Source organism: Mitsuokella sp. UBA4253 (assembly GCF_002395285.1).
Taxonomy (GTDB): domain Bacteria; phylum Bacillota; class Negativicutes; order Selenomonadales; family Selenomonadaceae; genus Mitsuokella; species Mitsuokella jalaludinii.
The window spans coordinates 129,052-150,309 of sequence record NZ_DGWR01000012.1 but is presented as its reverse complement, the minus strand read 5'-3'; the positions used below and the strand labels follow the sequence as shown (position 1 = coordinate 150,309).

Here is a 21,258-nt window from a genome sequence, read left to right as displayed (position 1 = left end):
TATGCGTTCATTATACCACATTGCGAGCCAGAAAACACCCCACGCGCTGGGGATTGCAGGGCTTGTTAAACATATTGTTTGGAGAACCATTCATAGGATGGCAAGCCTTGAAAGAGAAAGGAAAGCGGGAGGGGATGAGATGGCTTACCAAGAGAAAGTGATTGACCTGGGCGATGTGGTAGAAGTGCAGAAATACACCAATGGGAGACTGGGGACGAAGGAGCAGCGGAAGAAGGCAGAAGCTCAGAGGGCGACGCCGGAGGAGCAGATTCGCTGGCAGAGCAAGGAAGCAACACGGAAAGTGTGGAGACTGCTGCGGGATCCGAAGAATTTTCATCCAGGGGATTTGTGGACGACGCTGACCTACCCGGCAAGGACAACACCGGACAGCGAGACGGTGAAGAAAGACATCAAGGAGTTTCTGAAGCGCATGCGCCGAGAGTACAAGAAAGCAGGCAAGGACTTCAAGTACATCTTTTCCGTCGGGCGCGGGCGGCGTGGAGCGATCCATCTGCACATGGTCATGACGAAGATTGACACGGAGATCATCGCGCGGCACTGGCAGAACATCGTCAACCGCGGCGAGTGGGTACACGTCCATACCGAGCATCTGGATAAGTCGCAGAATTGGCACAAATTGGCGGCCTACATCATCAAGAACGGGGAAGAAACCTTCCTGTCCGACGACCCCATCATCAAGAAGCGGTATTCGTCGTCCCGCAACCTGCATGTCAAGAAAGTTCGCGCCCGCACGGTAAAGGCCAAAGAATGGCGACGCCAGCCGCCGCCACGGAAAGGGTACTACATCGACAAGAATCTTTCGTATGCTGGCGTGAACCAGTTTGGCTACCCCGTCCAATACACCGTATACGTGAGACTTCGGAGGTAAGACCATGAACAAGAAGAAAGCCGGGAAGCTGCTGCAGAGATTCTGCATCGGGAAAACCCCGGAGAAATGCAAGCGCTGCCAGGTGAAGACCTGTGCGCAGAAAGTGAGGGACCCATGGAAGACGAAGAACTTGAGCCGGTGAATTGCGCGGTAGCCGTCCGCGCCATCAAAGACGCCGGCATCTTCATGCTGCTCGATCGTGACGGGTGTCATTACCTGGTCACGGAAGAATTCATCCTGCAGCTCAGGAAGAAGGACGCGTGGAAGATCCAGTGCAAGACGGAAACCGAGCGCCGGAACGTCTACTACGTCAAGAAGAAAGGGGGATGGGAAGAGTCACCGAAGATTGCAAACCCGGATGCTGTCCTAGTGCGGTACGAGTCTTATATCAGCCAGGCGGCAAACCGTGGCGAGCCATTGGCGGCGACGGGCATCACCATCACGAGCCACGAGGGAATCCAGATGGCTGGCGTCCTGTATGCTGGCGAAACGGGGTATGCGCTGGTGAACGGTGAACACTTGGCCATGCTGCTGGGGAAGATCTACCTGCAGCGCGTCGGCGATGCTGTAGTGGCCAACGGCACACAGGTCTTGTCGTTGATGCAGGATACCGCCTGGAAAGAGAACAGCTTCATCGTGCAAGAGGAGGGCAAGGAATGAGAACATTCGCGATCGTCAACATGAAGGGCGGCGTGGCCAAGACAACGACCGCCTGCAATATGGCTTATTTGCTGGCTCAGAACGGGAAACGCGTCCTGCTGATCGACAATGACATCCAAGGCAATGCGTCGGCGTTCTACGAGCAGAGAAAGATGGCGGGCACGGCAACCGTGGCGGATGTATTCCGTGGCGCGTCCATCCGCGACGCCATTCGCCCAACGCGCTACAAGAACCTGTCTGTCGTGATGGGGGATATGGACCTTGCGACGGTCAACATGGAGCTGATGGCAAGGCGCGACCCGCGGGTGGCTACGATCTTGCAGGAGGCCATGGAAGACATCCAGGAGGATTATGATTTTGTCATTATCGACTGCGCGCCAAACATGACGCCGAACGTCATCAACGCCTTTCTGGCGGCGACGGACATCATCGTGCCGCTAGAGATTGATGGATTCAGCATCGACGGACTGCGCGAAGTAGAGAGCCGCGTGCTGGAAGCGCGGGCAGCTGGCCATGATGTCCGGCTGACGGGCGTCCTGGTCACGAAGTTCAACAGCCGGACGAAGATGGACCGCGAGGGCCTGCAGTTCCTCCGGACAAAAACCAATTTCCCCGTTTTCCACAACGTTATCCACATGAGCATCAAGGTCAAGGAATCGGTATTCCAGCATAGACCTGTCGTAGAGTACGCCAGGAAGTGCCGCCCGGCACAGGATTACCGGGCTTTTGTTGCGGAACTTGTGCCCAACTTGGGCACGGAGCAGGAAGGAGCATTGGTATGAGCTTTTCCATGATGAACGCCATGGGGGACTACATGGCAGAGAAGCCGCGCGAGATCGTGAAAATCGACCTTGCAGATATCCTGGACGATGAAAACAACGACTTCGAAGTGGAGGGCAGTACTGACATCGAGATTAAGAACGCCCTCTTGAAAGACAGCATTGAGCAGTTCGGCCTTCTGGATCCGTTGACAGTACGCCCGGCGGGCGGCGGGAAATACAAGCTGATTTCTGGGCACCGCCGCAAGCTCGCACATGAACGCCTTGTTGCAGAGGGCAAGACCGAGTTCCAGAAAGTCGACTGCATCATCCGCGAAAGCGACGAGGTGGATGCAGAGCAGATGCTGATCGAAGCCAACATCCCGAACCGTGTTGTGTCGGACTGGGAAAAGATGCAGGCCGTGAAGCGCATGAACGACATTTTCGAGAAACGCCAGCAGGAAGGGCAGAAGATACCGGGACGCCGCCGTGAACATATCGCCGCGGCGCTCGGTATGAGCGTGTCGGCTGTCGGACGTTTGGAGAAAATCGAGAAGAACCTGACTCAGGAATACAAGGATGAACTCAAAGCGGGGAACATCGGCGTCAGCGTGGCCGACAAGATTGCCAGCCGCCCGCAGGAAGAGCAGAAAGACCTCCACGCAGAAAAGGGCGCGAAGGTGAAGCTCGTTGACCTGCAACAGGAAAAACAGTTGCCAGTAGAGACTCGTTCCCGCGTGCCGGGCATCCCGATGGACCGCGGCGAAATCATCCTGATCATCGGCGAGTATGGTGGCCAGTATTATGCTGGCGTGTGCGGGCGGGTTTACTTCCCTGATACACCGCCGCATGCGTTTGAGTATATCGACAAGCAGCAGAAATACATCTCGCGCGAAGCAGCTATGGACGGTGCCATGGAGATGATCAGTCGGGATGCTTTCGCGGCCGACCTGCTGAAGCTCAGAGCCGAAGAGACAAAGAAACCGCCGAAGCCCAAGAAAGAGCCAACAGAAGAGGCAGGAGAGAGTCAGGTCGCGGCAGGGAGAGGGACGCTGCTGCTGGTTGGCAGCTTGAACGAGGCATGGCGTAGACTTGCGGCCATGAAGGGCGAAGAGGATGAAGCCGCTCGCCAGTACGCAATGAACCGGCTGAACCAGATCATCCGGGAGGTTCAAGCCAAAGACTGAGGAGGGGGCGAGAAGATGGACCATCGTGTAGAATACCTCCACCGCGCGCATCGTGGACGCAAGGAAATCAGCGTGGCCCTGTGCGCTGTGTACGAAGGGCAGGACCACATGAAGCCGCCAGTTTTCTTGAAGCAGAAAGTTGCCACGCGTTGGCGGGCGGGAACCTGCAGGTTGTGCGGCGAGTGGTCAACGTATATCTCACAGGAACACGCCCGGCGGCATGGCTTTCACGACGCTGACGAGATGGCGAAAGCCGGTGTGATGGATTGGACAGAATAGGAGCAGGAGAAATGCTGATCTTGAAGACGAATATGACGAAGCAGGAAATCAACATGGCGGTGCTGGAGAACAGCCGCCGCCGTCGGGCGGCCGTAAAGGAGTACCGGGAAAAGAAGCGCAGCGCCAAGGACACAGTTGCCGTTCTGCGCGCCTGTGACCGTCTGGCTGTCGAGCTGGACCGGATGAGGAAGAAGGCGAAGGGATGAACGAACAGTATGAGCAGTATAGAAAGGCCACCATGCAGTTTGTGGATAAAATACGGGCTGTCCTAGCGAACATGACAAAAGAGATATTCAGACGGGTCTATGATACCTTGAAACAGATGCAGTGGACACTGGCCGAGCCTCAGTCTGACTACCACGGCACTGGAAGGGCATCGAGATACTGGCGACGTTATTGGGCGGTGGCGCTTGGGCTTTGCAAAGAGCGGGCGTGCAAGAAGAAGCGGCGTTTGCGTCGGGGAAGGAGAAAACCGTGATGATTGTGGCATTTGCGGCGGGCGCGTGCTTCGGCATGATCATCGCGTCCGTCTTTGCCGCCGCCGGGCGGTGCAGCTACGAGGAAGAAGTAAGAGCGTACTACGAGAGGAGGATGCAGCAGGATGGGCATCGCGATGTTGCTGGCGGCAGCCGTACTGATTTACGCAGCTGACCAGAAGAGGAAAAGCAAGGTCGAGAGGATACCGAACTGGAGGAGAAGGAAGCGTGAAGATCGTGGAATACATCAAAGCCCGGAGGATGTGGCAGAAGCGCCGCGCCACTACATGTGGTAAGAGAAAGCGGAAGGGGCGGAAGAAATGAACACCTATCGGGATCCGACGGCGTGGCTGGCCATCTGGAAGATAGAGGCCGGGGACAGGAGACAGCGCGCTAGAAGGCGAGAAGGGAGACGATGCAGATGGACAAGGCGAGGACGTGGTTCTGCCAGGAGTGTCAGACGATGATGGAGCACAGGGAGGGCTTCGACAAGTGCCCGGTGTGCGGGGCTGAGGCATGGCCATCAGGTGAGGCAAGCTACCAGCGCGAGCGACCGAAAGCAGCAGCCCTGGCGCAGAAGATACACGGCGTCTGGTACTGCCAGCGCTGCCGGGTGCCGATGCTTCCAGTCGACGGGGATTACTGCAAGTGCCCGGAATGCACAGCAGAAGTCTGGTATGGGACAGAGAAGAAACAGGAGAACATGAAGGAACTCATGGAGACAACGGAAGAGTTCCCCGTGTTCCATCGCGCCGGGGAATCTTGCCCCGCCGCGGGCGGCCGCCCCACCAAGGGGGGAGGATCACACAATGGACGAGGCAGGCGCAAGGTGGACATGCAGAAGCCAACAACAGAGGAACTGTACAGGAGATTGTGCAGCAGTTGACAGACATGTCAGACTGCGATACAATAGGAGTCGTAGAAGACTACATGGAAACATGGCCGTCCGCATTCCGCGGGCGGCCTTTTCTAGTGCCTGAAAACGGGAGGCGAGGCCGTGGAGTGCATCAAGCATAAGCGCGTGAAAGACCGCAAGATGATCAAGGCCATGCGCAAGGATTACTGTGAACGCTGCGGAGCGTATGCGAACATCGAACCACATCATGTGTTCACGGTCGGCAGCGGCGGCGGAGACATCGAGATGAACCTTGTCCAGCTCTGCACGTCGTGCCACATTGGCGCTCACGATGGCAGCATCAAGCGTGATGAATTGCTTGCGATTGTTGCGTGTCGCGAAGGCGTAACATACGAAGACGCATACCGGGTCAACCGCAGGGCAATGGGCTACATGGTCGATTGAGATTGTACCCAATTTGGGCACGCCGCGGCGCAGCGGCGTGGAGCAGCAGCACCCCCGGTGTGTGTGGGTCCTTCTGGAGCCAGGCGGCTGCTCGGGTCTGCGAGTCGCGGCGGTTCTGTCCGTGAAAAACGAAAAAATCGGTTGACAATCTGACAAAACGAGAGGAGGGAGCCCGGATGCCTGGGAAGTCGGGCGCGGGCGCGCGCGAAACAGAAGAAAGAAAATTCATTTTCTCTACGGCTGACGCCTGCCTGTTCTTCGGGATTTCGCGAGAAACGTTGTCACGATGGGAGAAGAAGGGCGCGCCGAAGGAAGCTAGAGGGAAATGGGACATCAAAGCCGTCATGGAGTGGCGATATGCAGGCCGCCACGCAGAAAGCCCCGAGACGCGAAAGCTCAAGGCAGAAGCGGACTTGAAAGAAGCCAAGGCGGCACAGGAAAAGATAAAACTGGGGCTCACAAAAGACGAGTTCATCCCAGCCGCCGCCATGCGGAGCGAGCTGACCCGCCTTTTCGCGAACATGAAGAAGTCCTTGCTGGCAATCAGCCACGATGTGGCGGCAGACATGGCCACTTTAGATGCAGAGGCGGCGGAAATTGCCAAAAGCAAGGTTGACAAGCGGGTGCATGACGCACTGCAGGAGCTGACGGAGGGGAGGAACTACCGTGCCAGGGCGAAGAAAAAAGCGAAATGAGCTGGGCTATCCGTGGTGGATCATGGACGCACTGGCCGTGCTGAAGCCGCCGGAGAAACTAACGGTATCCGAGTGGGCGGACAAATACCGGATCCTTTCCGAGCTGGACAGCGCCGCACCGGGGCGCTGGCGGACGAGCCGAACGCCGTATCTGAAAGCCGTCATGGACGCGTTTAACGAGGATTTCGTCCACGACATCACGTTTTGCGCCGGAACGCAGCTCGGCAAGACAAGCGCGGAGCAGAACATGATTGGCTACGCCGTCGCACAGGACCCGGGACCTATGCTGGTCGTCTACCCGTCTGAGAAACTGGCAAAATTCACGTCCGAAAAGCGCCTACAGCCGCTTATCATGCTGTCGCCTGCTCTGCGGGACAAGTTTGACGAGCGCGGCAGCAAGGACCTTGAACTGACCTTCGACACCATGTATATCGCTCTGGTGGGGGCAAATAGCCCGTCGGACCTTTCAAGCCGTCCTGCACGATATGTGTTCTTCGATGAGATCGATAAATTCCCGAAGTGGACCGGCTCGGAAGCGGGCCCACTGGAACTCGCGGCAGAGCGAACCAAGACGTTCTACAACCGCAAGATCGTGAAAGTGTCCACGCCGACGCTCAAGACCGGGAATATCTGGCAGGGGTGGTTGAACGCTGATGTCCAGTACCGCTTTTTCGTGCCGTGCCCGCATTGCGGTGCAATGCAGACGCTGGAATTCGGTCAAATCAAGTGGCCTCCAGGTGCGGACGAGACAGAAGCACGGGCGGCGGCCCATTATGAATGCAAATACTGTCATGAGATCATCGACGACCGGCAGAAACCGGCCATGCTGCGGGCGGGAGAGTGGCGTGGCGAGCGCAAGAAGAAGGGACGCGCGCACAAGGTGGCGTATCACCTGAACTCCATCTATTCGCCCTGGCTGACGTTCGGTGATGTGGCCGCGAAGTTCATGGCGAGTAAGGATGACCCGCCGTTGCTCATGAACTTCGTCAATTCGTGGCTCGCCGAGCCGTGGGAAGACAAGTCGAGCCGCATGAAATCCGACGTTGTGATGGAAAAGGCACTGCCGTATGAGCGCGGGCGCATGCCGGCCGCTGCCCAGCTCGTCACCTGCGGCATTGATGTACAGATTGATCACTTTTGGTATGCCGTGCGGGCGTGGGGCGCGCACATGACGAGCTGGCTGGTGGACTGGGGACGCGCCGAGACATGGGCAGACTTGGAAACCGTCGTAGAGCGCAACTATGCCGACGTGAATGGAGAAATCCACAACGTCAACTTGGCATGCATGGACTCCGGATACAACACGGATGACGTTTACAGCTTCTGCGCCCAGCACATGGGCATCATCGTGCCAACAAAAGGCGCAAGCAGAGCCCTGAAATCACGATATACCGTGTCTGTCCTGGACAAGCAGGCGGCAGGGTTTGGCTTGAGGCTTTACGAGATGGACACCAACCAGCTCAAGAACTATATCGCGTCACGCATGAGCATCGACCCGGGAGCCCGTGGCAGCTGGAACGTGTACGAAGGCATCGAGCGCGAGTACGCGGATCAGATTTGCTCGGAACAGCGCGTGGAGAAGAAAGACCGCAAGGGGCGCGTGTCCATTGTCTGGGACAAGATCAGCAGCCATGCAGCAAACCACCTGCTTGACTGTGAGACGAACAACGTTCTGGCGGCGGAAATCATGGGCGTGCGCTTCCTGACGGATCCAGAGCCGCCGGGCAAGAAGGAAGACGAGCCGGAGCAGGATGACTGGCTGGGAGTCAATGATGACTGGCTTTGACGAAAGGAGGTGAGACAGTTGGAAACACTAGAGATGCAGCTGGAACGTGTGCAGTCGGCCATTGCGGCCATCGAGAGCGGCGCGCAGTCGTACCAGATCGCGAATCGGCGCTTGACAAAGGCCGACCTGGCCACGCTGTACGCGCGTGAAACATCGCTCAAGGCGCAGATTGCCCGGGCGGAAGGCGGCGACCTCTATTTTGCCGAACTGGGGCGCTTATGATCAAGATCCTAGAGAAGGCCATCGCCGCAATATCGCCGCAGTGGGCCTGCAATCGCGCTTTTTATGCGGAGAATCTTCGGGCATATGAAGCAGGAGAGGTTACGCGCTTCAACGACGGATGGGTGCCGATTGACGGGGATACAGAGAACGAGGACAAGACACAGCGTGATTTGGTCAAGGCGCGTGCAAGGTATCTCGAAAACAACAGCGACATCGCAGGCGCTGCCGTGGGCGGCATTGTCCGCAACGTCGTCGGCACAGGCATCAAGCCGCAAGCCAGGACGGGGGACGAGCGACTGAACAAGGAAATCGAATCCCTGTGGAAGGAGTGGACGCGCCCGGAGAACTGCGACATCACCGGTCAGCAGACCTTTGAAGAGATGCAGGCGATGTTACTGCGACGGAAAATCGTGGACGGAGAAATCCTGGTCAAGAAAGTCATCGACAAGCGCGGGCGGTTCCCCCTGAAACTGCAGGTCATCAAGTCGGACTTGCTGAGTCAATACCTGCTGCGCGCACCGAAAACAAACAACGTCATCCGTTCTGGCATCGAGTTGGACGACCATCTGCGCCCCTTGGCGTACTGGATTGACAAGAAGACCCCTGACGGCTATACAGAGTATGACCCTACCCGTGTCCGGGCGGACGAGATTATACACTTGTGGACGCGCAGCCAGCCGGATCAGATACGCGGCATGTCAGACCTTACCCCCATCATCAAGCGCCTGAAGGACACGCAGGACTATCTGGATGCGGAAACCGTCGCTGCGAAAATTGCAGCGTGTTTCTCGGTTTTCATCACGACGCAGACCGGAGCGCCGGGAATGGTGGGGCGCATTGGCAGCACGAAAGACCCGGAGAAAAAGAAAATTCAGTCCATTCGGCCGGGCATGATTAAGTACCTGGCACCAGGCGAGAGCGTCACGACTGCCAACCCGTCGCGAGGTATCGCCAGTGCCAAAGACTACGTGTCAATCCAGGAGCGCTTGGCCGGAGCGGGGCTCGGACTCAGCTACGAGCTAATGAGCCGGGACTTCAACAGCTCGTCATTCTCGGCGGCGCGTCAGGGCATGCTCGAAGATCGCAAGACATTTGAGCCAATCCAGCAGTTTCTCTCTGCACACCTGTGTACGCCAATCTATCGGGAATGGCTGGATACATGCGTGTTGGCAGGAACCCTGGATATCCCGGATTATTTTGCCAACAGAGAAGCATACCAGGCCGTTGAGTGGGTAACGCCAGGCTGGTCGTGGATTGACCCGCAGAAGGAAGTAAACGCAGATATTTCGGCCATCCAGAACGGTGGTAAAACCTTGTCACAATGGTGCGCAGAGCGCGGCTATGACTGGCGGGAGCAGCTGGAACAAATGGCCTTGGAGAAGGAAACGGCCGAGTCGCTGGGGCTGAAACTTGCCGTACACACGCCGATATCCGTACAGGCGGCCATGAGCAACCATGTCGGCGGTGATAGCGCGCAGGACGATGATAAGACAGAAGGAGAGAAAGAGGACGATGAAAAAGAGGAGTAAGAACGAGCCGATGCGCCGCGACTTTTTTGTTGGCGCTATTCGGGCAGAAGGTGAAGGGTCTGCAGCGGAAGGCGAAGATTCGCGCAGAGTCGCCCTGTCGCTTTCGAGCGAAGAGCCGTGCCGCAGATGGTTTGGCAACGAGATTCTTTGCCACGATCCTGACGCGGTAGACCTTTCACGCTTGCAGGACATCGGTGTCGTGCTTTTCAACCACGACCGGGATGCAGTCATCGGCAGGGTCGACAGCGTAGAGCTGGATGAGCAGGAACACAAGCTCAGAGCCGAGGTTGTGTTCGATGACGACGAAGAGAGCGAGCGCGTCTACCAGAAGGTCAAGAGCGGAACCTTGAAAGGCGTATCGGTTGGCTACATGGTAGACGTGTGGGAAGAGGTAGAAGCGGGGGCCATGAGCAGCAACGGACGCTTTGCGGGGCCGTGTGACGTAGCCACGCGCTGGACGCCGTATGAATTATCAATCGTGTCTGTACCGGCTGACCCGACAGTCGGCGTAGGCAGAAGTTATGACGAGATGGGAGAGGACAACATGGGAAACGAGCAGACGAAGAAACCGCCGGTTGCAGATATTGGGCGATCGGGCGGCATTGAGCAGGAGCGCCAGCGCTGCCGCGATATCAACACAATTTGCCGCCAGTTCGGCATGGACGCAACGCCGTACATCGACGGCGGCCAGACCGTAGAGCAGACGCGGGCGGCAGTGCTTGACCATCTGGCACAGCAGCGCCGCCCGCAGAACGTCATGGTCAAGGTGGACGAGATGGACAAGTTTCGCGCGGCGGCGACGGATGGCCTGGCATTGCGTGCGGGTATCCGGGTGGAGCGCCCTGCAGATGGAGCGGGCGATTTCCGTGGCAAACGCATGCTGAGATTGGCGGCAGAGTGCTTGGAGCGCGAGACGGGAAGGAATACCCGCGGCATGTCGGACGAAGACCTTGTTCGCGATGCTCTGACGGGCACGGGAGCATTCCCAGGCATCCTGTCCAATGTTGCCAACAAGTCCATGGCACAGGCATACCAGACGGCACCGACGACTTACCAGCTCTGGACGGCGGCCGGCAGCAACTCGGACTTCAAACAGGCAACGCGCTACCGCCTGGGTGAGGCCGATGAACTGGTCAAGGTCAATGAAAACGGCGAGCTGAAAGAGGGCAGCGTAGTGGAAAGCGCGGTAACGACGAGCGTGGCTACGTATGGACGCACCTTCTCGCTTACGCGCCAGGCTATCATCAACGACGACATGGGGGCACTGAAGACGCTGCCGTCCATCTACGGCGCAGCAGCGCGACGCATGATCAACAAAATGGTCTATAAGATCATGCAAGACAACACGAAGATTGAAGGCACACCGCTTTTTGACGCAAAACACAATAACCTGCAGAGCGTAGCTCTTGATGTCTTGGGACTTGGCGAGATGAAGGCCGCCATGGCCAAGCAGAAGAACATTGGCGGCGAGGAAGTGCTGAACATCCAGCCAGCGTTCCTGATCGTACCGGCAGAGCTGGAAGTAAAGGCCGCGCAGCTGATTAATTCGGTTGTCGATCCGTCGAAAGCGAACGCCGCAGTCAACCCGTTCGCGAATAAGCTCACGGTGGTGTCGGAGCCGGAACTTGACGATGCGAATGCGTTCTACCTGGCAGCAGCGGCCGGTTATGCGCCGACAATCGAGGTGACGAGCCTGAACGGAAATATGATGCCGGTCATGGAGAGAGCCGAGCAGTTCAATACGCTGGGCATCAAATGGCGTATCTATCAGGATGTCGGCGTCAATCTGCTTGATTTCCGCGGTATCCAGAAGAGTACCGGCACGGGCAAGTAAGGGAGGATTAAGAAATGGCAACAGCAACGTTCGTCCAGAGGGGCGAGAATATTGACTACGTAGCAGCGGCCGACACGGCCTATATGGAAGTTGTACCGCTCGCCGCTAGAATTGGCGTGGCGCTGGAAGCTATCGCAAAGGGCGCAACCGGCACGGTGACGCTCACGGGCGTCTTCCGGCTCCCGGCAGCCACAGGAGCCCTTGCTGTAGGCGCAGAGGTATATTGGGACACGAAAGCTGGCAACGTTGTCGGCACAAAGGGAGATACCACGGTGTTCGCAGGCTACACGACGGAAGCAAAGACCGAATCGGGGGCCGCGGTCAACGTGCGTATTGGCTGATCATGAGCTTCAAGGATATGGCGGCAGCAGATGCGGGCGTATTCCTGAACCTGGACGAGTTCGCAGAGACGCATGAGCTGAACGGCGTGCCGTGCGTGTGTGTCTTGTCGAGAGATGAAACGGACGAGAAAGCAGCGGCGATGCCGGGCGGCCGCCGTACACCGGACGGGCTGCATGGCGATTTCTTGACCGTATGCGTCCGCAAGTCGGACTTGACCAGGATACCGAAGCAGGGAGAGAACTTCAAGGTCGACAAGAAGCGCTACACCGTTGACAGCTGTGCGGACGATATGGGAATCCTGACCATCACGCTCGGCGCGTATCGCATGGGAGGTGGCTTGCTGTGATTGAGATTGATGACAAAGACCTTGATCGGGCAGCGAAGATGCTGGAAGCCTTTCCGGGGGCTATCGACAAAGTGAGCAAGAAGGCCGTGCGGGCGGCAGTGAAAGGCGTAAAGCGGGAAGCCATCGACAAGATAACCGAACGCTACACCATCCAGAAAAGCCGCGTGGGCGGCACCATGCGCGTCAGTTATCAGGGCGCGGGAGCCGTTTTTTCATCGCGCGGCCCGGTCAACGACCTATCGTATTTCAAGCATAACCCGCGCAGTGTGCCGAAACACAGACCGCCGAAGGGGAAATACCTCTACAGTCAGGTCGTGAAAGGGCAGGGCGGCACCATCGCCCATGCCTTCCTCGCGCGTATGCGCAGCGGTCATGTGGGCGTCTTTGAGCGAACAGGGAAAAACGCGGATTCTGTGCCGTCGTACTGGAGACCGACATGGGGATGGGGAGCAAACAAAGGTAAAGGCGTAAAAGAGGGAATCAAGAAACTTTCTGGCCCCTCAACGCCGCAGATGTTGGGGAACCCAACCATCCAGAGCTACATGGAGAGGCGGTTGACAGAGCGTTTCGGCGAAGCACTGGATAAGGAAGTCACGACATTCCTGGGAGGGCTTAGACTATGACACCGGCGCTACTAGTAGAGGCTGTAGCAAAAGAAATCGAGGTCGCAACATCTACCTACAAGCTACAGGCAGAAAATCAGGCAGATAAGAAAATATCCGTCTATCGGCAGCATTTCCCGAACGAGGATTTCGAGGACGACTCTTACTATCCGCTCGTCATTGTCAGCTGGCAGGGTTGCGAGGACAAGGAGGACGGCTCGGAGGCGATGATAGGGCTCACCGTGGGCGTCTATGGACACGACAAGGCGGCATGGATGGACTTGCTTTCTGTGATGGAGCGCATTCGCCAGCGACTCTTGATCTTCAGGATATTGGCAAGGCGTTTCCGGCTGATTTTGCCGACGAAGTTCGAGACGATTGAGAGCCAGCCATACCCGTATTGGTTTGGATATGCGACACTCAAATACCAGATTGGCCAGCCGAATGAGCAGATGGCCGCAAACTGGGACAAGATCATGGAGGAGGATAACATATGACGGAGAAAGGCTCGTCTGTTGGCACTGCACCGACAGAGAAAAAGTCTACTGCCAAAATGGCGGCAGAGAGAAAGCAGGAAAATGTAGTGTATATCGGCCCGAACAGCCTGGCTGACGGCTTGAAGCGCTTTACTGTATATCGCGGCGAGCCAACGGCTTTGATTGAGCAGGCAAGCGCGAAATATAAGAACATCGCGCGCCTTTTTGTGCCGGTTGGCACGCTGAACGAAGCCATGGCGGCCGTTGAGAAGAAGGGAACGCCGGTACACCTGGCCTATACCGAAGTGATGGGGGCGAGAAAGTAATGGCATACAAGCACGGAGTTTATACAAGCGAACAGGCGACGAGCCTTGTACCAATGACGCAGACGGACAGCGGCCTGATCGTAGCCGTGGGTACCGCGCCGGTGCATCTGGCGACGGCACCGGTAGAAAGCAACACGCCGGTACTCTGCTACACTTACAGCGAGGCTGTGGCCGCGCTGGGATACTCGGATGACTTTGAGAAGTACACGCTTTGCGAAGCCATGAAAGTTCATTTTGCCCTATTCAACATGGCACCGATCGTCTTGATCAACGTCTTGGACAAGAAAAAGCATGTCGCCCAGCAGAAAAAGACGGTCGACATTGAGAACGGTGTAGCGACTCTGACAGACCCGGCATTACTGGACACGCTGACGGTAGCGCTGTCGGAGCAGGGCGAAGCACTGGCGAAAGACAAGGATTACACGGCGGCGTTTGATGATGATGGTCATGTTGTGGTCACGCCAGTGAGCGGCGGCAAGATCTCAGCCGAAGCGAGCAACTTGCACATGACTTACACGATGCTGGCACCAGAAGAAGTCGGGGCGGCCGATGTCATCGGCGGTGTGAATACATCGACAGGCAAATCCGAAGGCCTTGAACTTATCGACGAAGTATATCCGCGCTTTGGCATCGTGCCGGGCATCATCGTTGCGCCGAAGTGGTCGACGGACAGCAGCGTAGCAGCCGTCATGAGAGCGAAAGAGCATAATATCTGTGGCCATTTCAACGCCATTTCGCTCAGTGACATCCCGACCACAGAAGTCAAGACGTACACGCAGGCGTCGGAATGGAAGAACAAAAACAACTACGTCGATAAAGACGGATTCCTTGGCTGGCCACTCCTCAAGCTCGGGACGAGCAAGTACCATCTTTCGATGCAGCTGGCAAGCCTCATGAACTACGTAGACAGCCAGCACGATGATATCCCGTACTATTCGCCATCCAACAAGTCCCTGCAGGCCGACGGCGCCTGCCTTGCTGATGGCACGGAGGTCTTCCTAAACAACGCGCAGGCCGCATACCTGAACGGCCAGGGCATCATCACGGCCATCAACTTCATTGGCGGTTGGAAAGCATGGGGCAATCGTTCGACGGCCTACCCATCTAATACCGACGTGAAGGACACTTTCATTACGAACAGGAGGATGTTCAACTGGGTCGGGAATACGCTGATCACGACATTCTGGTCAAAAATTGACGACCCGACAAACAAGCGACTCATTGAGACTATCGTTGACAGCGCGAATATCTGGCTGAACGGTTTGACGGCGAAGGGTGCTTTGCTGGGCGGACGTGTCGAATACCGTGAGGATGAGAACACGACGACGGACGTTATGGATGGGAAGATTCGTTTCCATGTGTACATTACACCACCGGCTCCCGCGCGTGATATTGAATTCATTCAGGAATATGATCCGGATTACATTTCGACGTTATTTGCATGATTGTGTCCAACTTGGGCACGGTAGAAAGGCGGTATAGCAATGCCAACTGTGAACACGGTGCGCGACAAGCTCATTAACTTTGAGGTATTCAAGTCGGGCGCCCGCAAACTGGGAATGGCTGACGTCACACTCCCAAAAATCAAGAATAAGACGTCCACAATGTCCGGCGCGGGCATTGACGGCGAAATCGATATGCCGACGCCAGGTCAGACGGAGAGCATGGAGCTGGAGATCAACTGGCGCACACTGAATGAAGATGTGTCGGAGCTGTCTGAGATGAAAGCGCAGGATCTTGAAATCCGCGGCGCGTTCGAGAACTATGATGCTGGCACTGGTTTGATTACCACGCAGGCCGTCAAGGTCAACGCGAGGGGCCTGCCAAAAGAAACGGACATGGGCAGCTTGAAGCCAGCGGATCACACAGACTCGAAGAACACATTGGAACTTGTGTATTACAAAGTGACGATTGACGGCGTGCGCAAAATCGAGATTGATAAGCTGAACTACATCCACTTTATCAATGGCGTGGATTACTTGGAGAGCGTGCGCAGGGCCCTGGGCCTCTGAGAGAGTGAGGGAGTGAAATGATGGAAAAAGAAACTGTGACTGTGACAAAAGAAAAGCTGGACTTTTCGACATTGGAAGAGCGTCTGGCGGAACTTAATGCAACGGCATTTACGCGGGCGGAAAGAGAGTGCCGAATGGAGGCAGATCCCGCACCGGACATCACATACAGTTCGGCGTTCCGTGCGAAGCTGGCGGCGGAGGCCATGGGGGTGCCGCAGGCAGATATCAGCACTCTGCCCATCGCTGAATACGCGTCTGTTGTATCGCGGGTGCTTAATTTTTTACTGAGACCTTTGGCCGAAAAGGTAATCCGGCAAGAAAACTGAGGTCAATCACGTACGCGCTGCGCGATATTGGTCCGCTGGATTACTGGGAACGGCAATCGCTGCGCGAGCTGCGAGATTGGCTGCAGGTCATTGAGGAACAGAAGCAATAAAAAAGGCCCCGCGTAAAGCGGGGCAGATATCAAAGATCATGCCGGATAGAATGGATTATGCCGGAGAAAAAACCGGCAACCCCGGCAATGAGACAGAGCAAAGCGAGAATGGAACCGAAAATGATAGCTGCGTACAGCAGGAACGAAATCATAATAAGCGCCTCCATTCAGAAGTTTCTTTACTTATATTATATCAGAAAAATGAGGTGAGAGCATGGCAGCAGGAAAGATTTTTGCAATATCTTTCGCGATCAATGCAGCGCTTGGCGGAGGGTTTTCGGCCGCCATGAGTGGCGGAGCGAACGCCATGCGTCGCCTGAAAGAAGAATCAGGGCGCGTCAAGATGGAACAACGTCAGCTTGATGCTGCGTGGAGAGCATCGCAAGCGTCCATAGCGGCATATAGATCGAGAGTGTCGGCCTTGACAGCCCAGTATCAAGCAGGACGTATTTCAGAGAGCCAGTTCCGCTCAGGTGTGCGCATTGCGGCGCAGGCCATGCAGAGTGCGAGCATGAGCGCGTCAGAGTACCGCGCCAATCTCCAGAGGCTCCAAGGGGAGATGCAGAGAACCCAGGCGGCCATGCAGCAGATGAACGCCGCGCGGGCGGCTAGGGCGTCGGCAAGCACACGCCTGAGCGATGCAAAGGCAGGCATGATGGACACGGTTTCGACGGCGGCCATGTTTGCGGCCCCGCTGATCGGTGCGGTGGAGACGGCAGCCAACTTCGAGGCGGCAATGTCGAAAGTTCAGGCAATCACGCGCTCCAACAGCAGCGAGATGCAAGCGCTGACAGAGAACGCGCGCATGCTCGGCGAAACGACGCAGTTTTCTGCGACGCAGGCAGCTGACGCAATGAGCTACTTGGGTATGGCTGGCTGGAACGCCAACCAGATTATTGCGGGCATGCCCGGCCTCTTGGCTTTGGCTGCGGCGGGCGGCACAGACCTTGCCCGTACAGCGGATATCGTTTCGGATGACCTGACCGCCTTCGGGCTTTCTGCCGATCAAGCGGGCCACATGGCCGATGTCTTCGCCGTGACCGTTACACGCACGAATACCAATGTGGAAATGCTCGGTGAAACAATGAAGTACGCCGCGCCGGTTGCAAAAGCGTTTGGCGCGTCGATGGAAGAGACGGCAGCACTTGCCGGTTTGATGGCGAACAGCGGCATTAAAGCAAGCCAGGCCGGTACGGCATTACGCTCGGGCTTCCTGCGCTTGGCTGGGCCGCCAAAGCAGGCCACAAAGGCCATGCAGGAACTCGGCATGTCCATGTCGGACATCACGGCACAGCAGCAGGAAACCAAAGCAGCCCTGGAATCGCTGGGAATCAGCATGTCGGATACGAACGGCCCGCGTAAGATGTCCGCAATCCTGACGGAACTGAGGGACAAGACAGCAGACCTGGGACAAGAGGAAAAACTGGCTACACTCAAGATGATATTCGGCACGGAAGCCGCCACAGGGTGGCTGGCCGTCTTGGATGCAGGCCCGGAGACTTTTAATGATCTGGTCGACCAGATGGAAAACTGTGATGGCGAAGCCCAAAAGATGGCTGAAACCATGATGAACAACGCAAAGGGCGCGCTCATCCAGCTAAAGTCGGCCATGGAAGGGCTTGGCATATCTGTCGGCAATGTCTTTTTACCAGCGCTGACGACGGCCCTGAAAGGCATGTCGTCAATGGCCGCTGCAGCGTCCAGCTGGGTAAAGGCACACGAAGGGATTGTGGCCGGGCTTGGCTCGATTGGAGCAGCCGCAGCAGGGGTTATGATTGGCGCGAGAGGCGTGCAGATACTTGCCGCTGTATATGGATATGCACGGGCGGAAGCCATGGGGCTGTATCTGGCGATGAAGAACAATGTCATCGTACAGGGCCTCTTCAAGGCGGCGACAGAAGGAGCGGGACGAGCATTGACCGCGCTCAGGCCGCTGCTGAATGGTGAGATGTACCGGGCGTTTGGTGCAAGAGCCATGGCGGTATTCACTCAGCTGCGAGCCATTACGTGGGCAGAGGTCGGGCAGGCAATCAATACAGGTATTCGAGGTGGTGTGTCATCTGCGATGTCGGCATTGGTGAGCTTCAGGGCTGGGTGTATATCCGTCATGAAGGCGGCGGCAGCGGCCGTAGTCAGCAATGCTCGCATGATTGCCAGCGGCGCGGGGAACGCGGCCCGTGCCGTCCTGGCGATGGTGCGCAGTTTCAGCCTGGCAGGGGCGCTGCAAACCGCAGGAGCGGCGTTCAGGGTGCTGGGGACAGCAATCCTGTCAGTAGGACGCGCGTCTGTGGCGGCGATGTTCTCACCGCTCGGCATTGCTTTGATTGCCATAGCGGGGGCAGCCTACTTGATTTACTCGAACTGGTCGATGGTAGGGCCTTTTTTCATGGGCCTCTGGAATCAGATCACAGCGGCATTCTCGAATGCATGGATGATGATACAACCAGCTTTGACGAACCTGCAGATGGTATTCGGCCAGCTGGTAGCAGTGCTGGGGCCGCAGCTGGCGGCTCTGGGAGCAACTATCATGTCGGCGTTTGCGACAATCGGCGCAGCCGTGGCCGCAAACAGCGGGGCGTTCAACACCTTGCTGTCAGCCATTGGAGCTGTGGCCCAGGTCCTGGGCGGCGTCCTGATTGGGGCGTTCATTGTGTTTGCCGAGGTCGCTGTTGGGGCGGTAACGATGGCGGTGAACGTCATCGCGTCTATCATCACGGGACTGATCGGTATCATTGCCGGGGTTGTAGAGGCAATCACGGGCGTCTTGGCCGGTGACTGGAGTGCGGCGTGGGACGGCGCAAGCAACGCTGTTTCTGCCGCATTCAACGCCATGGCCGGTATTGCGTCGGCCGTGGGCGGCGCAATTGTCGGCACCATCCAAAACATCGTTTCAGCTGTTAGGTCGGCCGCGAGTGCCATTTCTGGCCTGGGCAGCGGTGGTGGCGGCGGTGGAGAAGAAGTCGAGGTGGACAGCAATGCCCGCGGCGGCATCTACCGCAAGGGCGCATTCCTTACGACATTTGCCGAAGAGAGCGACGAGGCAGCCATACCGTTGGACGGCTCTGCGAGGGCGATAGGATTATGGCGCATGGCAGGCAGAATACTGGGGGTCGGTGGCGACAAGGATGAGAATGTAGGCTACCAGGCAGTCCCATCGTATGCAAGGACCGTGAACCAGATCCGGCCACAAGCGCCAAAGGCCGTGACGAGGACGGCCGTGGAAGAATACCGCCCGGCAGAGCCGCCGCCTGTGGAGGCCATACGCGAAAGCGGGCAGCGGACAATAATCCGGCCAGATGAAGGGCGAGAGCGAGGCAACGCTGGAACGATAGAGCCGCCTCCCATCAACATTACGCTGAACTTTTACGGGCAGGAAGAGCCGCACAGGGTGCGCCAGGCCGTTTTAGACGCTGGACGCAAGGTGCAGAAGTCCTTTGCCGAGCAGATGGAAGCCTACAAGCGAGAAAGGGGGCGGCTGGCTTTTGAGTGAGTACACGACCAAGAGCGGTGATACATGGGATTTGATTGCTTACGAGCAAATGGGCTCCTGCGACTATGTGGCAAAGCTGATGAACGCCAACCGTGCCTATGTAAACGTGGCGATATTTTCGGCGGGGGTAGTCTTGACAGTTCCGGAGATACCGGCAGGAGAGACGATATCCACCTTGCCACCATGGAGGCGATAGGATGAAAGCGAGGACAGCAGCTGTCTACTGCATGTACGACGGGAAAGACATCTCGGCAGATCTGGCGGGCTTCCTAAAGTCTTTTTCAGTGCGGGAGGTACTGAGCGGCGAGGCAGACAGCGCAGAAATAACCCTGGAGGATCGAGAGGAACTCTGGCAGGGCGGCTGGATGCCGGACCGCGGGGCAATCATGACTGTCACGCTTGGCGTAGGCGATTGGGAAGCGTCCGGCGATAACCGCACGCTCCCGCTTGGGAAATTCGAGGTTGACGAAATCACGAATACTGGCCCGCCGAACGAGGCGAAGATCAAGCTAATATCCATACCGAATTCGTCCAACCTGCGCAGCGTCGAGAAAACGCGGGCATGGGAAAAGGTGAAGCTGTCGCAGATTATCAAGGATGTGGCCGATGGCGCCGGGATGGAAAGCTATTACGATGCGGATGACGATCCCATCCAGGAGCGTGCCGAGCAGTCGGAGCAAACGGACCTGTCTTTTCTCCAGAAGCTTTGCAAAGATGCCGGCCTGGCGCTAAAAGTTACGGACGAGAAGATCGTAGTCTTCGACATTGCGAAGTACGAGCAAGCGGATCCCGTCATGGAGATATGGAAGAACCAAGTATTGTCCTTCGACTGCCGCACAACCATCCATGACATCTACAAAGCGTGCCATGTCAAGTACAAGCACTCGCAAAAAGACGAGTTGATCGAATACACATTCACGGATCCGAACCGGAAAGAGGGGCAGACGCTTCAGGTGAACGAGAAAGTGGATTCGCTGGAAGCAGCAGAGAAATTGGCGAAGAAGAAGCTCCACGAAAAGAATCTGGAAGAGGTTTCTGTGTCACTGACCATGATGGGGAATTTTGCCCTACTCGCCAGCAACACCGTCCAGCTCCATGGATGGCACAACTACGATGGCAAGTACCTGATCACGCGCAGCACGCATGATATCGGGAATGGCTATACCACAAAGATTGAACTGAGGAGGGTTATTGATGGCTACTGACGTAGAACGGGCCTTGCGCGGTATGGTGCGGACAGGAACTGTTTCAGCGGTGTATCCTGAACGTGATACAGCACGCGTGACGTTTGACGACAAGGACAGCACGAGCAGCCCGGAACTCCACATCATGCATCGGTTCAGCGGGAAAAATAAAGACTACTGGGTGCCGGACATCGGCGACCAAGCGGTTTGCCTTTTTGCCAACAACGACAAGAATTTTTCAACCGGCTGGATACTTGGGTCATATTTTACCGACAAGCAGCCGCCACAGGCCGCCAGCGCGGACGTGATGCGGCTGGACTTTGCAGATGGATCGTATATCGAGTACGACCGTGGAAGCTCCACGCTGACGGTAAATGTGACGGGTGCCATCATTATCAAGGGAGCAACCATCAATTTGAACTGATTGTG

General features: G+C 56.8%; 28 protein-coding genes. All 28 read left to right on the top strand.

All coding sequences use genetic code 11. From position 1 onward, the window contains the following. Nucleotides 1-139: 139 nt before the first annotated feature. The 28 genes from B2X55_RS06050 (at nt 140) to B2X55_RS05915 (ending at nt 21,253) form a co-directional block, all read left to right on the top strand. Nucleotides 140-889: a rolling circle replication-associated protein gene (locus B2X55_RS06050; protein ID WP_286821319.1), complete on the top strand. Its 750-nt coding sequence runs from the start codon at nt 140-142 to the stop codon at nt 887-889. Nucleotides 890-893: 4 nt separating this feature from the next. After that, the gene (locus tag B2X55_RS06045; protein ID WP_286821318.1) at nt 894-1,031 is read left to right on the top strand and encodes a hypothetical protein; all 138 of its coding nucleotides are present in this window, start codon (nt 894-896) and stop codon (nt 1,029-1,031) included. Further along, nucleotides 1,028-1,549: a hypothetical protein gene (locus tag B2X55_RS06040; RefSeq protein ID WP_286821317.1), complete on the top strand. Its 522-nt coding sequence runs from the start codon at nt 1,028-1,030 to the stop codon at nt 1,547-1,549. Before B2X55_RS06045 ends, B2X55_RS06040 begins: the two co-directional genes overlap by 4 nt. Then, nucleotides 1,546-2,331: a ParA family protein gene (locus tag B2X55_RS06035; protein WP_286821316.1), complete on the top strand. Its 786-nt coding sequence runs from the start codon at nt 1,546-1,548 to the stop codon at nt 2,329-2,331. The genes B2X55_RS06040 and B2X55_RS06035 overlap by 4 nt, the downstream gene beginning before the upstream one ends. Further along, complete coding sequence (locus tag B2X55_RS06030; protein ID WP_286821314.1) at nt 2,328-3,494, top strand: ParB/RepB/Spo0J family partition protein; 1,167 nt, start codon at nt 2,328-2,330, stop codon at nt 3,492-3,494. Before B2X55_RS06035 ends, B2X55_RS06030 begins: the two co-directional genes overlap by 4 nt. A gap of 15 nt (nt 3,495-3,509) precedes the next feature. Next, nucleotides 3,510-3,773, top strand: a complete 264-nt coding sequence (locus tag B2X55_RS06025) for a hypothetical protein (RefSeq protein WP_286821313.1) — start codon at nt 3,510-3,512, stop codon at nt 3,771-3,773. 11 nt (nt 3,774-3,784) lie between these two features. After that, the gene (locus tag B2X55_RS06020; RefSeq protein ID WP_226867765.1) at nt 3,785-3,979 is read left to right on the top strand and encodes a hypothetical protein; all 195 of its coding nucleotides are present in this window, start codon (nt 3,785-3,787) and stop codon (nt 3,977-3,979) included. Next, nucleotides 3,976-4,251: a hypothetical protein gene (locus B2X55_RS06015; protein ID WP_286821312.1), complete on the top strand. Its 276-nt coding sequence runs from the start codon at nt 3,976-3,978 to the stop codon at nt 4,249-4,251. Before B2X55_RS06020 ends, B2X55_RS06015 begins: the two co-directional genes overlap by 4 nt. Next, entirely contained in the window at nt 4,251-4,424 is a 174-nt protein-coding gene (locus B2X55_RS06010) for a hypothetical protein (RefSeq protein WP_286821310.1), read from the top strand. Before B2X55_RS06015 ends, B2X55_RS06010 begins: the two co-directional genes overlap by 1 nt. A 246-nt stretch (nt 4,425-4,670) precedes the next feature. Further along, on the top strand, nt 4,671-5,135 hold the full coding sequence (locus B2X55_RS06005; protein ID WP_286821309.1) for a hypothetical protein: 465 nt from the start codon (nt 4,671-4,673) through the stop codon (nt 5,133-5,135). A gap of 111 nt (nt 5,136-5,246) precedes the next feature. After that, nucleotides 5,247-5,549: an HNH endonuclease signature motif containing protein gene (locus tag B2X55_RS06000; RefSeq protein ID WP_286821308.1), complete on the top strand. Its 303-nt coding sequence runs from the start codon at nt 5,247-5,249 to the stop codon at nt 5,547-5,549. Between the two features lie 176 nt (nt 5,550-5,725). Continuing rightward, a complete protein-coding gene (locus B2X55_RS05995; protein WP_226867770.1) occupies nt 5,726-6,244 on the top strand; it encodes a hypothetical protein in 519 nt (172 codons plus the stop codon). A 22-nt stretch (nt 6,245-6,266) separates the two neighbouring features. Further along, nucleotides 6,267-8,030, top strand: coding sequence for a phage terminase large subunit family protein (locus tag B2X55_RS05990; protein ID WP_286821306.1), 1,764 nt, complete (start codon nt 6,267-6,269; stop codon nt 8,028-8,030). Nucleotides 8,031-8,048: 18 nt separating this feature from the next. After that, nucleotides 8,049-8,252: a hypothetical protein gene (locus B2X55_RS05985; RefSeq protein WP_286821305.1), complete on the top strand. Its 204-nt coding sequence runs from the start codon at nt 8,049-8,051 to the stop codon at nt 8,250-8,252. Further along, nucleotides 8,249-9,781: a phage portal protein gene (locus B2X55_RS05980; protein ID WP_286821303.1), complete on the top strand. Its 1,533-nt coding sequence runs from the start codon at nt 8,249-8,251 to the stop codon at nt 9,779-9,781. The genes B2X55_RS05985 and B2X55_RS05980 overlap by 4 nt, the downstream gene beginning before the upstream one ends. Further along, a complete protein-coding gene (locus B2X55_RS05975; RefSeq protein ID WP_286821302.1) occupies nt 9,765-11,615 on the top strand; it encodes a prohead protease/major capsid protein fusion protein in 1,851 nt (616 codons plus the stop codon). The genes B2X55_RS05980 and B2X55_RS05975 overlap by 17 nt, the downstream gene beginning before the upstream one ends. Nucleotides 11,616-11,629: 14 nt before the next feature. Then, entirely contained in the window at nt 11,630-11,956 is a 327-nt protein-coding gene (locus B2X55_RS05970) for a DUF2190 family protein (protein ID WP_286821301.1), read from the top strand. 2 nt (nt 11,957-11,958) lie between these two features. Next, nucleotides 11,959-12,303, top strand: coding sequence for a hypothetical protein (locus B2X55_RS05965; RefSeq protein ID WP_286821300.1), 345 nt, complete (start codon nt 11,959-11,961; stop codon nt 12,301-12,303). Next, nucleotides 12,300-12,926: a hypothetical protein gene (locus B2X55_RS05960; protein ID WP_286821299.1), complete on the top strand. Its 627-nt coding sequence runs from the start codon at nt 12,300-12,302 to the stop codon at nt 12,924-12,926. The genes B2X55_RS05965 and B2X55_RS05960 overlap by 4 nt, the downstream gene beginning before the upstream one ends. Continuing rightward, nucleotides 12,923-13,402: a hypothetical protein gene (locus B2X55_RS05955; RefSeq protein WP_286821298.1), complete on the top strand. Its 480-nt coding sequence runs from the start codon at nt 12,923-12,925 to the stop codon at nt 13,400-13,402. Before B2X55_RS05960 ends, B2X55_RS05955 begins: the two co-directional genes overlap by 4 nt. Next, the gene (locus B2X55_RS05950) at nt 13,399-13,707 is read left to right on the top strand and encodes a hypothetical protein (protein WP_226867778.1); all 309 of its coding nucleotides are present in this window, start codon (nt 13,399-13,401) and stop codon (nt 13,705-13,707) included. The genes B2X55_RS05955 and B2X55_RS05950 overlap by 4 nt, the downstream gene beginning before the upstream one ends. A gap of 53 nt (nt 13,708-13,760) precedes the next feature. Beyond that, entirely contained in the window at nt 13,761-15,152 is a 1,392-nt protein-coding gene (locus B2X55_RS05945; protein ID WP_286821296.1) for a phage tail sheath family protein, read from the top strand. A gap of 39 nt (nt 15,153-15,191) precedes the next feature. Next, nucleotides 15,192-15,719 (top strand): phage major tail tube protein, encoded by a 528-nt coding sequence (locus tag B2X55_RS05940; RefSeq protein WP_286821295.1) that lies wholly within the window; start codon nt 15,192-15,194, stop codon nt 15,717-15,719. Nucleotides 15,720-15,736: 17 nt separating this feature from the next. Then, nucleotides 15,737-16,045, top strand: coding sequence for a hypothetical protein (locus B2X55_RS05935; protein WP_226867781.1), 309 nt, complete (start codon nt 15,737-15,739; stop codon nt 16,043-16,045). Nucleotides 16,046-16,369: 324 nt separating this feature from the next. After that, the gene (locus tag B2X55_RS05930; protein WP_286821292.1) at nt 16,370-19,645 is read left to right on the top strand and encodes a phage tail tape measure protein; all 3,276 of its coding nucleotides are present in this window, start codon (nt 16,370-16,372) and stop codon (nt 19,643-19,645) included. Continuing rightward, nucleotides 19,590-19,841, top strand: a complete 252-nt coding sequence (locus tag B2X55_RS05925) for a tail protein X (RefSeq protein WP_349678236.1) — start codon at nt 19,590-19,592, stop codon at nt 19,839-19,841. The genes B2X55_RS05930 and B2X55_RS05925 overlap by 56 nt, the downstream gene beginning before the upstream one ends. Nucleotides 19,842-19,872: 31 nt before the next feature. After that, nucleotides 19,873-20,850, top strand: coding sequence for a phage late control D family protein (locus B2X55_RS05920; RefSeq protein ID WP_286821290.1), 978 nt, complete (start codon nt 19,873-19,875; stop codon nt 20,848-20,850). Next, nucleotides 20,840-21,253, top strand: coding sequence for a phage baseplate assembly protein V (locus B2X55_RS05915; protein ID WP_226867785.1), 414 nt, complete (start codon nt 20,840-20,842; stop codon nt 21,251-21,253). The genes B2X55_RS05920 and B2X55_RS05915 overlap by 11 nt, the downstream gene beginning before the upstream one ends. Nucleotides 21,254-21,258 lie beyond the last annotated feature (5 nt).

Coding starts and splice junctions, on each gene's coding strand:
- B2X55_RS05950 (WP_226867778.1), top strand. CDS start 13,399: ATGACGGAGAAAGGCTCGTCTGTTGGCACTGCACCGACAGAGAAAAAG.
- B2X55_RS06035 (WP_286821316.1), top strand. CDS start 1,546: ATGAGAACATTCGCGATCGTCAACATGAAGGGCGGCGTGGCCAAGACA.
- B2X55_RS05970 (WP_286821301.1), top strand. CDS start 11,630: ATGGCAACAGCAACGTTCGTCCAGAGGGGCGAGAATATTGACTACGTA.
- B2X55_RS06005 (WP_286821309.1), top strand. CDS start 4,671: ATGGACAAGGCGAGGACGTGGTTCTGCCAGGAGTGTCAGACGATGATG.
- B2X55_RS05975 (WP_286821302.1), top strand. CDS start 9,765: ATGAAAAAGAGGAGTAAGAACGAGCCGATGCGCCGCGACTTTTTTGTT.
- B2X55_RS05940 (WP_286821295.1), top strand. CDS start 15,192: ATGCCAACTGTGAACACGGTGCGCGACAAGCTCATTAACTTTGAGGTA.
- B2X55_RS06030 (WP_286821314.1), top strand. CDS start 2,328: ATGAGCTTTTCCATGATGAACGCCATGGGGGACTACATGGCAGAGAAG.
- B2X55_RS05915 (WP_226867785.1), top strand. CDS start 20,840: ATGGCTACTGACGTAGAACGGGCCTTGCGCGGTATGGTGCGGACAGGA.
- B2X55_RS06045 (WP_286821318.1), top strand. CDS start 894: ATGAACAAGAAGAAAGCCGGGAAGCTGCTGCAGAGATTCTGCATCGGG.
- B2X55_RS06010 (WP_286821310.1), top strand. CDS start 4,251: ATGATTGTGGCATTTGCGGCGGGCGCGTGCTTCGGCATGATCATCGCG.
- B2X55_RS06050 (WP_286821319.1), top strand. CDS start 140: ATGGCTTACCAAGAGAAAGTGATTGACCTGGGCGATGTGGTAGAAGTG.
- B2X55_RS05990 (WP_286821306.1), top strand. CDS start 6,267: ATGGACGCACTGGCCGTGCTGAAGCCGCCGGAGAAACTAACGGTATCC.
- B2X55_RS05930 (WP_286821292.1), top strand. CDS start 16,370: ATGGCAGCAGGAAAGATTTTTGCAATATCTTTCGCGATCAATGCAGCG.
- B2X55_RS06015 (WP_286821312.1), top strand. CDS start 3,976: ATGAACGAACAGTATGAGCAGTATAGAAAGGCCACCATGCAGTTTGTG.
- B2X55_RS05980 (WP_286821303.1), top strand. CDS start 8,249: ATGATCAAGATCCTAGAGAAGGCCATCGCCGCAATATCGCCGCAGTGG.
- B2X55_RS05935 (WP_226867781.1), top strand. CDS start 15,737: ATGATGGAAAAAGAAACTGTGACTGTGACAAAAGAAAAGCTGGACTTT.
- B2X55_RS05920 (WP_286821290.1), top strand. CDS start 19,873: ATGTACGACGGGAAAGACATCTCGGCAGATCTGGCGGGCTTCCTAAAG.
- B2X55_RS05955 (WP_286821298.1), top strand. CDS start 12,923: ATGACACCGGCGCTACTAGTAGAGGCTGTAGCAAAAGAAATCGAGGTC.
- B2X55_RS05965 (WP_286821300.1), top strand. CDS start 11,959: ATGAGCTTCAAGGATATGGCGGCAGCAGATGCGGGCGTATTCCTGAAC.
- B2X55_RS06020 (WP_226867765.1), top strand. CDS start 3,785: ATGCTGATCTTGAAGACGAATATGACGAAGCAGGAAATCAACATGGCG.
- B2X55_RS05995 (WP_226867770.1), top strand. CDS start 5,726: ATGCCTGGGAAGTCGGGCGCGGGCGCGCGCGAAACAGAAGAAAGAAAA.
- B2X55_RS06025 (WP_286821313.1), top strand. CDS start 3,510: ATGGACCATCGTGTAGAATACCTCCACCGCGCGCATCGTGGACGCAAG.
- B2X55_RS05945 (WP_286821296.1), top strand. CDS start 13,761: ATGACGCAGACGGACAGCGGCCTGATCGTAGCCGTGGGTACCGCGCCG.